Source organism: Embleya hyalina (assembly GCF_003967355.1).
Taxonomy (GTDB): Bacteria; Actinomycetota; Actinomycetes; order Streptomycetales; family Streptomycetaceae; genus Embleya; species Embleya hyalina.
The window spans coordinates 86775-98834 of record NZ_BIFH01000015.1; the positions used below are offsets into that span (position 1 = coordinate 86775).

Here is a 12060-nt window from a genome sequence, read left to right on the forward strand (position 1 = left end):
TCAGTCCTTCCGATCCGAGCGCGCGCGGGCACGGGAGCGGGAGAGCACGACGGCGCCGATCAACGCGGCGAGGAGCAGCACGGACAACACCTCGAACGGCAGCACCCACACCTTGAACAGGCTCTCCCCGGTGACCTTCGTGGTGCCCACGGTGTCGTCGCCCAGGTGGAGGTAGGCGGTGCGGAACGCGTCCACGATCACGGTGACCAGGGTCGCGGTGGCGCCGAGCGCGACCGTGGCGGCCGGGATCCGGGCGGCCCGGTCCGCCGGTTCCGAGTAGCCGATCGGCGCCTTGGTGAGCATCAGCCCGAACAGCAGCAGCACCACGACCGCGCCGACGTAGATCAGCACCTGGACCCAGGCGATGAACTCGGCGGTGAGCAGCAGGTACTCGGCGGCGAGACCGCCGAGGGTGACCACCAGCCACAGCGCGGCGTGCACGACCTGACGGGTGGTCACCACGAGCAGCGCGGAGCCGAGCACCACCAGGCCGATCAGCACGAAGGCGATCTCCGCGCCGGTGGGCGAGAGGAATCCGTGCTCGGCGGCGGCGAGATTCACGGTGTCTCCTCCGCGTCCGTCGCGGCGGCCCGGGCCGCCGCGGCCTTCTCCGCCTTCTCCACGGCCTTGCGGGCCTGGGTCAGCTCCTTGGGGTCCTCGGCGCGCTCGTCGAGGGCCGGCGGCGGCGGGACCGTCCACATCCACTCGCGCAGCCGGTCCTTCTCGTGCGTGAGTTCGTGGATGTCGCCCGTCGCGTACTCGAACTCGGGCGACCAGAAGAGCGCGTCGAACGGGCACACCTCGACGCAGATCCCGCAGTACATGCACAGCGCGAAGTCGATCGCGAAGCGGTCGAGCACGTTGCGGGTGCGGTCGCGCGCGCCGGGTTCGCGGGCGGGCACGACCTCCTTGTGCGAGTCGATGTAGATGCACCAGTCGGGGCATTCGCGCGCGCACAACATGCAGACCGTGCAGTTCTCCTCGAACAGCGCGATCACCCCGCGCGAGCGGGGCGGCAGTTCGGGGAGCACCTCCGGATAGGACTGGGTGGTGCTGCGTCGGGTGAGCGTCTTGAGGGTCACCGCGAGGCCCTTGGCCAGGCCCTTCATCAGGTCGCCACCTTTACCACGCCGGTCAGGACGAGTTGGCCGAGCGCGAGCGGGACGAGCGTCGTCCAGGCCAGCTTCTGCAGCTGGTCCTCGCGCAGTCGCGGGTAGCTGACCCGCAGCCAGATCACCACGAACGCGAGCACGCCGATCTTGAGCAGGGTCCACAACCAGCCGACCGAGTCCGACCACGGCCCGTGCCAGCCGCCGAGGAAGAGCACGGTGGTCAGCGCGCAGACGACCAGGATCCCGGCGTACTCGGAGAGCAGGAACAGCGCGAAGCGCAGGCCGGTGTACTCGGTGTAGGCACCGAAGATGATCTCCGAGTCGGCGACCGGCATGTCGAACGGCGGGCGCTGGATCTCGGCGAGGCCGGCGGTGAAGAACACCACGCCGCCGATCGCCTGCCAGGGCAGCCACCACCACTCGAAGCCCTCGACGATCCCGGGCAGCGACACGGTGCCGGCGGCCATCGCGACCGAGGCCGCGGCGAGCAGCATGGGCAGCTCGTACGCCATCAGCTGGGCTGCCGCGCGGATGCCGCCGAGCAGCGAGTACTTGTTGGCCGAGGCCCAGCCGCCCATCAGCGAGCCGAGCACGCCGACGCCCATCACCGCGAGCACGAACACGATGCCGGCGTCGATGGTGCGGCCGACGAACCCGTTCGGGCCGATCGGGATGGCGATCAGCACCACGAAGTAGGGGATCAGCGCGACGGCCGGCGCGAGCTTGAACACCCGGCGGTCGGCGCCGGCCGGGACGATGTCCTCCTTCTGGGCGAACTTGACGCCGTCGGCGACCAGTTGTGCCCAGCCGTGGAAGGCTCCGGCGTAGATCGGGCCGACCCGGGCCTGCATGTGCGCCATCACCTTGTGCTCGGTCTGGCCGATCACCAGGGGCAGCACGAGAAAGGCCCCGAGCACGAGAACGAGCCGGAGGCACACGTCGAGGAGACTCACGGGGTGTCCCCTTCGGCGGACTCGGTCGTTTCGGCGGGCCCGGCGGGCCCGGTCTCGGTGGGCCCGGCCGGCTCAGCGGGCTCCGCGGGCCCGGCGGGCTTCGTGGGCCCGGTCTCGGTGGGCCCGGGAGGCGAAGCAGGCGCGGTGGGTCCGGCGGGCTCGGCGGGCTTCGTGGGCCCGGTCTCGGTGGGCTCGGGAGGCGGAGCAGGCGTGGTGGGTCCGGCGGGCTCGGCGGGCTCCGCGGGTGCGGCGGGCGGCGCCGGAGCCGGCCGCGCGGTCGGCGGCGGCTGGCTCGCCGACCCCTGGGACGCGCTGCGCGTGCGCCGCGCCGGGGGTGCGCCCTCCGCCGCCTGGCTCGCCGACCCGGCCGAGGCACTGCGGGTCCGACGCGGCGGCGCGCCCGCCCCCTCCGTCGCCTCCGTCCCGGCCCGGCCCGCCGAACCCGCCGACGCGCCGCGGCGTGGACGCTCCTCGGCGGCGGCCGCGGCCTCGGCCGCCGCCTCCTCCCGGTGCGGACCCCACGTCGCCGGGTCCGGCACACCCGGCGGCAGCGTGCGGCGCCGACCCGGCGAACGCCCCGGCCCGCCGCCGTGGTCGGACTCGCCCGGCTCCTTGGCCCCCGGCCAGGGCTTGGCCACCCGCGCGGCCAGGACGAACTCCTTGCGCAGCGGATGCCCCTCGAACCCGTCCGGCAACAGCAGCGGATCCAGGCCCGGGTGCCCGGTGAAGTCGATCCCGAACATCTCGTGCGTCTCGCGCTCGTGCCAGCGGGCTCCCGCGTACACCCCGCTCGCGCTCGCCAGCACCGCGCCCTCGCGCGGCACCCGCGTACGCAGCAGCAGCCGGGGCCCGCGCGGAATGGCGCACACGTGGGCGACCACGCCGAACCCGTCCGCGAGTTCGTCCACTCCGGTGAGCCAGTCGAAGAACGCGCAACCGAGCCGATCCCGCGCCGCGGTCAGCGCGTCGACCCAGTGCTCGGGCGCGACGTCGAGCGTGACGAGCCCGTAGGCGTCCGACACGGCGAGCACCAGTTCCTCGCCCACCCCCGCACGGATCTCCTCCGGGGTCATCCGGCACCCCCGGCCGGCGGCGCGGGCGGCGCGACCGGCGGCCGACCCAGCGCGGCGGCGGGCAGCTTACGCCCGTACCGCGCGGCCGGGTTCTCCACCGCGATCCGCTCCTGGAGCTTGAGGATGCCCTGGAGCAGCGCCTCCGGCCGAGGCGGGCAGCCCGGTACGTACACGTCGACCGGCACGATCTGGTCCACGCCCTTGGTGACGCAGTACGAATCCCAGTACGGCCCGCCGCAGTTCGCGCACGACCCGAACGAGATGACGTACTTGGGCTCGGGCATCTGCTCGTACAGCCGCTTGATCGCGGGCGCCATCTTGTCGCTGACCGTGCCCGACACGACCATCAGGTCGGCCTGGCGCGGCCCGGGCGCGAACGGGATCACGCCGAGGCGGATGAAGTCGTGCCTGGCCATCGACGACGCGATGAACTCGATCGCGCAGCAGGCCAGACCGAAGTTGAACACCCAGAGGGAGTAGCGCCGTCCCCAGTTGAGCACCAACCGCACCGGGTCGGGCGCCAGCCGGGAGAGCACCCCGAGCCGGGGTGTCGGCAGATCGACCGGCGGCCGATCCGCCGGAGCGGGTGTCACGTCCATGCGAGCACGCCCTTCCGCCACGCGTACAGCAGTCCGGTGGCCAGGAAGCCGACGAACACGAACATCTCCACCAGGGTCGTGGCGCCGAAGCCGGGCGCGTCGAAGACCGTCGCCCAGGGGAACAGGTAGATCGCGTCGACCGCGAAGATGACGTAAAGATAGGCGTAGAGGTAGTAGCGGACGTGCACCTGCGCCCAGCCCACCCCCACGGGGTCGACCCCGCACTCGTACGTGGTCAGCTTCTCGTGCGTGGGTACGCTCGGTCGCAGCAGTCGCCCGCCGACGAACGCCACCGCGACGAAGGCGGACGCGACGAGCAGCACCAGACCCACGAGCGCGTACGTTCCGTAGTAGCCCTCCACCCGGCGCCTGCCTCCCGATCGACATTGCCTGGACGTTGCGTGGACGTTGCGTATCTTTGTGGCACGGGAGTCTAGGGGGGTTGCGCCGGACCTGTCCCCGGTGTCCGGTCCGGTCGACCCCGCCGGATCGGTGACATCCGCCCGGGCCCCGGGTGGTAGGGACAACCCCACCCCCAAGACACCGACCCGCGCCATGGGACCCGTCCGGGTCCCCAGGCAGAGTTGACCCAACGGATCGGCTTCTCTCCCAGCGAGGCAACTCCATGTCCATGCCCTCACCCGTGACTGCCTACGACGGGTCCACAGGTGATGCCCCGGTTCGAACCCGGCCGGGCATCCTGCGCGCGCCGTTCACCGTGCGCACGTGGACCGACACCATCCATCTGGTGCTGAACCTGCCCGTCGGCATCGTCGGCTTCACCTACGCGGTGGTGTTCATCGCGCTCGGCATCGGGCTGACCCCGCTGTTCCTGATCGGGTTGCCACTGATCGCGCTGACCCTGCTCGGCAGTCGCGCGTTCGGGCGGATGGAGCGGGCCCGGGCGAGCGCGCTGCTCGACGAGCACGTCCGCGCGCCGGCGCCCCTGCAACGCCGGCCCGGGTGGACGGGCTGGATCCGGTCGGGGCTGACCGACCGTACGGGGTGGCGGGCCTGTCTCTACCTGTTCCTGCAACTGCCCTGGGGCGTCTTCACCTTCGTGGTCACCACGGTGTCGTGGGCGGCCTCCTTGAGCGCGATCACCTATCCGCTCACCCAGCCGCTGTACCGCCGGGCCGACATGCCGGGCGCGATGATCTCCGGTGACGGGCCGAACGAGCCGGGTGTGGACCACTACCTCGCCGGGCCGGGTCTGGTGTCGCTGACCGTGGCGGCCGGGGTGGTGCTGCTCTTCGCCACCCCGTGGCTGGTGCGCGGGATGGCCAACGTGGACCGGGTGATGGTGCGCGGACTGCTCGGCCCGGCCTTCCTGTCCGAGCAGGTGCGCGACCTGACCGTCTCGCGCGGCGCGGCGGTCGACACCGCCGCCTCGGACCTGCGGCGGATCGAGCGCGACCTGCACGACGGCGCCCAGGCGCGGCTCGTGGCGCTGGCGATGGACCTGGGCATGGCGAAGGAGAACCTGAACGCGAGCCAGGACACCGAGACCGCGCGGATGGTGTCCTCCGCGCACGACGAGGTCAAACTCGCCCTCCAGGAACTGCGCGACCTCGCCCGGGGCATCCACCCGGCGGTGCTCACCGACCGGGGCCTGGACGCGGCGCTGTCCTCGATCGCGGCCCGCTGCACCGTCCCGGTCCGGGTCGAGGTGGATCTGCCGGAGCGCCCGCCGGCGCCGATCGAGTCGGTCGCCTACTTCTGCGCGTCGGAGTTGCTGACCAACGTCTCCAAGCACGCCCGCGCCACACACGCGTGGGTGACGGTGGGCCACGAGAACGGCCGGATGTACCTGATCGTCGCCGACGACGGCGCGGGTGGCGCCGCCACCGGCAAGGGCTCCGGCCTGGCCGGCCTCACCGAGCGGGTGCGCGGCGTGGACGGCACGCTGAACGTGGACAGCCCCGAGGGCGGGCCGACCCGGATCACCGTGTGGTTGCCGCTGTGAGGTTCCGCCGGGGGTGACCGCCGCCCTCCCGATCCCTTCCGGTCGAGCCGGCCGAGGTACGCCGCATCCGTTCGAATCCGGAAGACTGTAGGCCGCACCCGCCGTCCGGGTGCGGCCTACCGGATTTGGGGGATGTGAACGCAGTGCGCGTCGTCATCGCTGAGGATTCCGTACTACTTCGGGATGGTTTGTCCCGATTGTTGACCGCTCGCGGCCACGAGATCGTGGGAGCGGTCGGCGACGCCGAGCAACTGGTCGCGGTCGCGACCGAGCTGCGTCCCGACGTCTGCGTGGTGGATGTGCGCATGCCGCCGACGCACACCGACGAGGGCATCCGCGCGGCGGTGACGATGCGCGCGACGCTGCCCGAGGTCGGGGTGCTTGTCCTGTCACAGTACGTCGAGGAGCAGTACGCGACGGAACTGCTCGCGGGCAACACCAGCGGCGTCGGCTATCTGCTCAAGGACCGGGTCGCCGACGTCGGCGAGTTCGTCGCCGCGGTCGAGCGGGTGGCCGGCGGCGGCACCGCCCTCGACCCCGAGGTGGTCTCGCAGCTGCTCGGCCGCTCGCGCAAACGGGATGTGGTGGAAAAGCTCACACCGCGCGAGCGGGAAGTACTCGGTCTGATGGCCGAGGGGCGCACCAACGCGGCCGTGGCACAGGCTTTGGTGGTGTCCGACGGAGCGGTGGAGAAGCACGTCAGCAACATCTTCGGCAAGCTCGGCCTGGCGCCCAGTGACACCGATCACAGACGTGTGCTCGCGGTACTCGCCTATCTCGGATCCTGACATCGTAGGGATCGAATTACTGGACCCATGCAATCATCCGGTCGATCGGAGGCGCCGTCCCAGCCGGGGGCGGTCCTTTGTTTTGCTCGGATACCGCAGTGCCCGGCATGGGTTCGGCTGTACTTTGCTCGGGTTCAGCCGGATTTGTGCCGCCGGCGGGCCATGTCCGAAGCGTGACGCCGCTCACGTCGCGCGCCAGGGCGGATCCCCGCCTGTTCCCGGGGGGCACCACGGTGTCCCTCCGTGCCGCCGTACGATGAAAACTGCGACATCCGCGCGGTGCGCGGACCAACCGCCGCAGCGCCGAGGAGGTCCTTCCCCGTGACCAAGCAGGTCAAGCAGCTCGACCGGGTCGTGATCCGGTTCGCCGGCGATTCCGGTGACGGAATGCAGCTGACGGGCGACCGTTTCACGTCCGAGACGGCGACGTTCGGAAACGATCTGTCGACCCTTCCCAACTTCCCCGCCGAGATCCGGGCGCCCGCGGGCACCCTGCCGGGCGTGTCGAGCTTCCAACTCCACTTCGCCGACCACGACATCCTGACCCCGGGCGACGCGCCGACCGTCCTGGTCGCGATGAACCCGGCCGCGCTCAAGGCCAACATCCGCGACCTGCCGCGCGGGGCCGAGATCATCGTCAACACCGACGAATTCTCCAAGCGCGCGATGGCCAAGGTCGGCTACCCGACCAGTCCGCTGGAGGACGGGTCGCTCGACGCCTACAACGTGCACGCGATCCCGCTGACCACGCTGACGGTCGGCGCGCTGGCCGAGTTCGAGATCTCCAAGAAGGACGCCGAGCGGGCGAAGAACATGTTCGCGCTCGGGCTGCTGTCCTGGCTGTACCACCGCCCGACCGAGGCGACCGTCGACTTCCTGCGGCGCAAGTTCGCCAAGCTGCCGGTGATCGCCGAGGCGAACGTGGCGGCGTTCAAGGCGGGTTGGAACTTCGGCGAGACCACGGACGACTTCGCGGTCTCCTACGAGGTGGCACCGGCGAAGCTGCCCTCGGGCACGTATCGCAACATCACCGGCAACCTCGCGCTGTCCTACGGCCTGGTGGCCGCCGGACAGCTGGCCGACCTGCCGGTCTACCTGGGTTCGTACCCGATCACCCCGGCCTCGGACATCCTGCACGAGCTGGCCAAGCACAAGAACTTCGGCGTGCGCACCTTCCAGGCCGAGGACGAGATCGCGGGCATCGGCGCCGCGCTCGGCGCGTCGTTCGGCGGTGCGCTCGGGGTGACCACCACCTCCGGTCCGGGTGTCGCGCTCAAGTCCGAGACGATCGGCCTCGCGGTCTCGCTGGAGCTGCCGCTGCTGATCGTCGACGTGCAGCGCGGTGGGCCCTCCACCGGGCTGCCCACCAAGACCGAGCAGTCCGACCTGCTCCAGGCCATGTTCGGCCGCAACGGCGAGGCGCCGGTGCCGATCGTGGCCCCGCAGACCCCGTCCGACTGCTTCGCCGCCGCCGTCGAGGCGGCCCGGATCGCGCTGAAGTACCGCACCCCGGTCTTCCTGCTCTCCGACGGCTACCTGGCCAACGGCTCCGAGCCGTGGCGCCTGCCCGAGACCTCCGAACTGCCGGATCTGCGGGTCGCGTTCGCCACCGAGCCGAACCAGGAGAACGCGGACGGAACCAAGGAGTTCTGGCCGTACAAGCGCGACCCCGAGACGCTGGCCCGCCCGTGGGCGGTGCCCGGCACCCCGGGCCTGGAACACCGCATCGGCGGCATCGAGAAGGCCGACGGCATCGGGTCGATCTCCTACGACCCGGCCAACCACGACCTGATGGTGCGCACCCGCCAGGCCAAGGTGGACGGCATCGCGAAGGACATCGACCCGCTGTGGGTCGACGACGCGACCGGCGACGCCAAGGTCCTGGTGATCGGCTGGGGCTCCACCTACGGCCCGATCGCGGCGGCGGTCCGCCGGGTGCGGGCCGCGGGCGGCAAGGTCGCGCAGGCCCACCTGCGCCACCTCAACCCGTTCCCGGCCAACACGGCCGAGGTGCTGCGGTCGTACGACAAGGTGATCGTCCCGGAGATGAACCTGGGTCAGCTCGCCCTGCTCCTGCGCGGCAGGTTCCTCGTGGACGCCATGTCGTACAACCAGGTTCGCGGGCTGCCGTTCAAGTCCGAGGAACTGGCTCACGTGATCCGGGAAGTGATCGAGAGTGTCTGAGTCCGCGAACGGCGCCGGCGGTTTCCCCTCGCTGGCGCTGATCCCGAAGGCCGATGCCAAGCAGTCCATGAAGGACTTCAAGTCGGACCAGGAGGTGCGCTGGTGCCCGGGCTGCGGCGACTACGCCATCCTGGCCGCCGTGCAGGGCTTCCTGCCCGAACTCGGGCTCCGCAAGGAGAACGTGGTGTGGATCTCGGGCATCGGCTGCTCCAGCCGCTTCCCGTACTACCTCAACACCTACGGCATGCACTCGATCCACGGGCGCGCGCCGGCCATCGCGACGGGTCTGGCCACCTCCCGCGAGGACCTGTCGGTGTGGGTGGTCACCGGTGACGGCGACGCGCTGTCCATCGGCGGCAACCACCTGATCCACGCGCTGCGCCGCAACGTCAACCTGAAGATCCTGCTGTTCAACAACCGGATCTACGGTCTGACCAAGGGTCAGTACTCGCCCACCTCGGAGACCGGCAAGATCACCAAGTCCACTCCGATGGGCTCGCTCGACCACCCGTTCAACCCGCTGTCGGTGGCCATCGGCGCCGAGGCGTCGTTCGTGGCCCGGTCGATCGACTCCGACCGCAAGCACCTGACCTCGGTGCTGCGCGCGGCGGCGGCGCACGAGGGCACCGCGCTGGTGGAGATCTACCAGAACTGCAACATCTTCAACGACGGCGCGTTCGAGCAGCTCAAGGACCCCGCGCAGCGCGACGACGTGACCATCCGGCTCGAACACGGGCAGCCGATCCGGTTCGGCGCGGAGGGCCAGTACGGCGTCATCCGCGGCGCGCACGGTGCGCTGGACGTGGCCGAGGTGGCCAAGGTCGGCGAGGACGCCGTGCTCGTGCACGACGCGCACGCGGACAACCCGGAGCTGGCCTTCGCGCTGACCCGGCTCGGCGATCTGACGAGCAACACGCACACCCCGATCGGGGTGTTCCGCGACATCGCGCGTCCGGTCTACGACCGGCTGATGTCGGCCCAGATGGCCGAGGCGGCGACGAAGCAGGGCCCGGGCGACCTGGCCTCGCTGATCCGCGGCAACGACACCTGGTCGATCGACTAGCGAAACAGGCGACACCCGAGCGGGCCCGGCACGAGCGTGTGCCGGGCCCGCTCGGATTTCGGCCGAGCCCCCGGTTCGGCCGAGCCCCCTGTTCGGCCGAGCGCCCGCATGCGTCGCCCGGGACCCGGGCAGCCGTGCGGGTATGCAGTCGCCCCCGGGACCGGGCGGCCGGGCCGGTGCGCCGGCGGTCGGCGGCCCGCCCGCCCCGCTCAGCGTGGACGTCCGAATCCCCGAGACGATCGGGTATCGGCTCAAGAAGCGACTGCTCGGCCCGCCCCTGGTGAGTTCGCGGCTGCGCGGCGAGAAGTTGTCCAACCCGACCGCGCTCGGCGTACTGGCCTCGGACTGCATCTCCTCGTCCGCGTACGGCACCGAGCAGATGCTCCGCGCCCTGGTGCCCTACATCGGCGTCGCCGCCTTCACGTTGCTGCTGCCGGTCACCTACGCGATCCTCGCGGTGCTGCTCCTGCTCACCCTGTCCTACTGGGACGTGGTGAGCCTGTACACCAAGGCCGGCGGCTCCTACATCGTGGCCCGGGACAACTTCGGGCCGCGCGTCGCGCAGGTCGCCTCGGTCGCGCTGCTGATCGACTACGTGGTCACCGTCGCGGTGCAGACCGCGGCCGGCACCGACGCGATCGCCTCGCTGCTGCACCTGATGTGGGACACCGACATCAGCCGGTGGAAACCGGAGGTGTGCGTCGCGGTGGTCGGCGTGCTCTTCTACGGCAACCTGCGCGGGGTCCGGGAGGCCGGGCGGGCGTTCGCGCTGCCCGCGTACCTGTTCATCGGCGCGCTGGCGATCGTCTTCGCGGTGGCGTTGATCCGCTGGACGACGCACGGGTCGCTGCCCCAGGCGGACGTACACGCCGCCGGCGCGGTCCCGCTGGGCACGTCGGGCAACGGACTGCTCTACGGCGCCTCGCTGTTCGTGGTCCTGCGGGCGTTCGCCAACGGCGGGTCCTCGCTGACCGGCCTGGAGGCGCTGTCCAACAGCGTCTCCACCTTCCGCGAACCGCAGGGCCGCAACGCGCGCAAGACGCTGGTGGCGATGTCGCTGGTGCTGGCCGTGCTCGTGCTCGGCATCTCGCTGCTCGCGCACGCCACACACGCGATCCCCTACGTGGACGGCGATCCCACGGTGATCGCGCAGGAGGCGCACCTGGTGCTCGGCGGCGGGGTGCTCGGCCGGGCCGGTCTGGTCTTCGTGCAACTCGCCACCGCGCTGATCCTGTACACCGGCGCGAACACACCGTTCAACGGCTTCCCGTTCCTGGCCGACTTCGTCGCCGAGGACGCCTTCCTGCCGAAGATGTTGCGCAAACGCGGACACCGGTTGGCCTTCTCCAACGGCATCATCCTGCTCGCGGTGCCGGCCGTGGCCCTGCTCCTGGCCACCGGGGCGAGCGTGGACTCGCTGGTCGCGCTGTACGCGATCGGCGTGTTCACCGGATTCATGATGGCGGGCGCGGGGCTGACCAAACACCACTGGACCCATCGCACCGGCCACTGGCGGGCCGGATGTGTGGTGAACGCGCTCGCGGCCGTGGTGTCCGGGGCGGTCGTACTGATCTTCGCGATCACCAAGTTCACCGAGGGCGCGTGGCTGGTGGTCGTGCTCTTCCCGCTCGGCGTGTGGGCGTTGATCGGGGTCAACCGGCGCTATCGCGAGGAGGCGGCGGCCCTGGAGGCGGCGCCGGCCACCGCGGACTTCGGGCTCCGCGACCGGTCGGTGGTGGTGGTACTGGTCGACTCGCTCGACGTCGCGGTGCTCCAGGCGCTGCGCTACGCCCGCTCGTTGCGCGCCGACGACCTGCACGCGGCGCACTTCGTGCTGGACAGTCGGCATGCCCGCAAACTGAGCACCCGCTGGGACGCCTCTCGCGCGGCCGACATCCCGCTGGAGCTGATCGAGTGCCCGGACCGGCGACTGGCCCGCGCGGTCGTCGAACTGGCCGCGCGGGAGGTGGCGGACGGCGCGTCGGGGATCATGCTGCTGCTGCCGCGTCGCACGTATCCGCCGGTGATCGGTCGGCTGCTGCACGGGCGGACCACCGAATCGATCGCGTCCGCGCTGACCCGGGTGCCGCACGCGGTCGCCACCATCGTGCCGTTCGACGTCGGCGCGGCGATGGCCCACCGACCGGCGCCGGACCGGGAGGCGGCCGCGAAGTGTGTCCCCCGGCTGCTTCCGACCGTGGACGCGGAGCCGGAGCCGGCCGGTGGATCGGTCGCGACCGTCTCGGTGGCCGCGCTGAAGTGGCGGCAGCACGCGAACGTGGTCGGCCGGATCCGGGCGGTGTCGCCGTCGCCGGAGACCGC

General features: G+C 71.3%; 10 protein-coding genes and 1 pseudogene. 5 read left to right on the plus strand and 6 right to left on the minus strand.

The window, feature by feature from the left end; all coding sequences use genetic code 11:
• Genes EMA17_RS07930 through EMA17_RS07955 form a run of 6 tightly spaced genes read right to left on the minus strand, consistent with a single transcriptional unit; the run spans position 1 to position 4099 of the window.
• Positions 1–561, minus strand: coding sequence for an NADH-quinone oxidoreductase subunit J family protein (locus EMA17_RS07930; RefSeq protein WP_126636205.1), 561 nt, complete (start codon positions 559–561; stop codon positions 1–3).
• Positions 558–1109, minus strand: coding sequence for a NuoI/complex I 23 kDa subunit family protein (locus EMA17_RS07935; protein ID WP_126636206.1), 552 nt, complete (start codon positions 1107–1109; stop codon positions 558–560). Before EMA17_RS07935 ends, EMA17_RS07930 begins: the two co-directional genes overlap by 4 nt.
• Entirely contained in the window at positions 1109–2065 is a 957-nt protein-coding gene (locus EMA17_RS07940; RefSeq protein ID WP_126636207.1) for a complex I subunit 1/NuoH family protein, read from the minus strand. Before EMA17_RS07940 ends, EMA17_RS07935 begins: the two co-directional genes overlap by 1 nt.
• A complete protein-coding gene (locus EMA17_RS55255; protein WP_126636208.1) occupies positions 2062–3138 on the minus strand; it encodes an NADH-quinone oxidoreductase subunit C in 1077 nt (358 codons plus the stop codon). Before EMA17_RS55255 ends, EMA17_RS07940 begins: the two co-directional genes overlap by 4 nt.
• Complete coding sequence (locus EMA17_RS07950; RefSeq protein ID WP_126636209.1) at positions 3135–3737, minus strand: NADH-quinone oxidoreductase subunit B; 603 nt, start codon at positions 3735–3737, stop codon at positions 3135–3137. Before EMA17_RS07950 ends, EMA17_RS55255 begins: the two co-directional genes overlap by 4 nt.
• Positions 3728–4099 (minus strand): NADH-quinone oxidoreductase subunit A, encoded by a 372-nt coding sequence (locus tag EMA17_RS07955; protein ID WP_126636210.1) that lies wholly within the window; start codon positions 4097–4099, stop codon positions 3728–3730. The genes EMA17_RS07950 and EMA17_RS07955 overlap by 10 nt, the downstream gene beginning before the upstream one ends.
• Positions 4100–4368: 269 nt before the next feature.
• On the opposite strand from EMA17_RS07955, the gene EMA17_RS07960 reads away from it, so the two are divergent.
• The 5 genes and pseudogenes from EMA17_RS07960 to EMA17_RS07980 all read left to right on the plus strand — a co-directional run.
• On the plus strand, positions 4369–5703 hold the full coding sequence (locus EMA17_RS07960; RefSeq protein ID WP_126636646.1) for a sensor histidine kinase: 1335 nt from the start codon (positions 4369–4371) through the stop codon (positions 5701–5703).
• A 143-nt stretch (positions 5704–5846) separates the two neighbouring features.
• On the plus strand, positions 5847–6491 hold the full coding sequence (locus EMA17_RS07965) for a response regulator transcription factor (RefSeq protein ID WP_078975791.1): 645 nt from the start codon (positions 5847–5849) through the stop codon (positions 6489–6491).
• A gap of 321 nt (positions 6492–6812) precedes the next feature.
• Positions 6813–8675, plus strand: a complete 1863-nt coding sequence (locus tag EMA17_RS07970; protein ID WP_126636211.1) for a 2-oxoacid:acceptor oxidoreductase subunit alpha — start codon at positions 6813–6815, stop codon at positions 8673–8675.
• A 67-nt stretch (positions 8676–8742) separates the two neighbouring features.
• Positions 8743–9738 (plus strand): 2-oxoacid:ferredoxin oxidoreductase subunit beta, encoded by a 996-nt coding sequence (locus EMA17_RS07975; RefSeq protein ID WP_246126572.1) that lies wholly within the window; start codon positions 8743–8745, stop codon positions 9736–9738.
• A 142-nt stretch (positions 9739–9880) separates the two neighbouring features.
• A pseudogene (locus tag EMA17_RS07980) lies at positions 9881–11872 on the plus strand (APC family permease); the annotation flags it as partial.
• Positions 11873–12060: the final 188 nt, after the last annotated feature.

Coding starts and splice junctions, on each gene's coding strand:
- EMA17_RS07935 (WP_126636206.1), bottom strand. CDS start 1,109: ATGAAGGGCCTGGCCAAGGGCCTCGCGGTGACCCTCAAGACGCTCACC.
- EMA17_RS07950 (WP_126636209.1), bottom strand. CDS start 3,737: ATGGACGTGACACCCGCTCCGGCGGATCGGCCGCCGGTCGATCTGCCG.
- EMA17_RS55255 (WP_126636208.1), bottom strand. CDS start 3,138: ATGACCCCGGAGGAGATCCGTGCGGGGGTGGGCGAGGAACTGGTGCTC.
- EMA17_RS07975 (WP_246126572.1), top strand. CDS start 8,743: ATGAAGGACTTCAAGTCGGACCAGGAGGTGCGCTGGTGCCCGGGCTGC.
- EMA17_RS07960 (WP_126636646.1), top strand. CDS start 4,369: ATGCCCTCACCCGTGACTGCCTACGACGGGTCCACAGGTGATGCCCCG.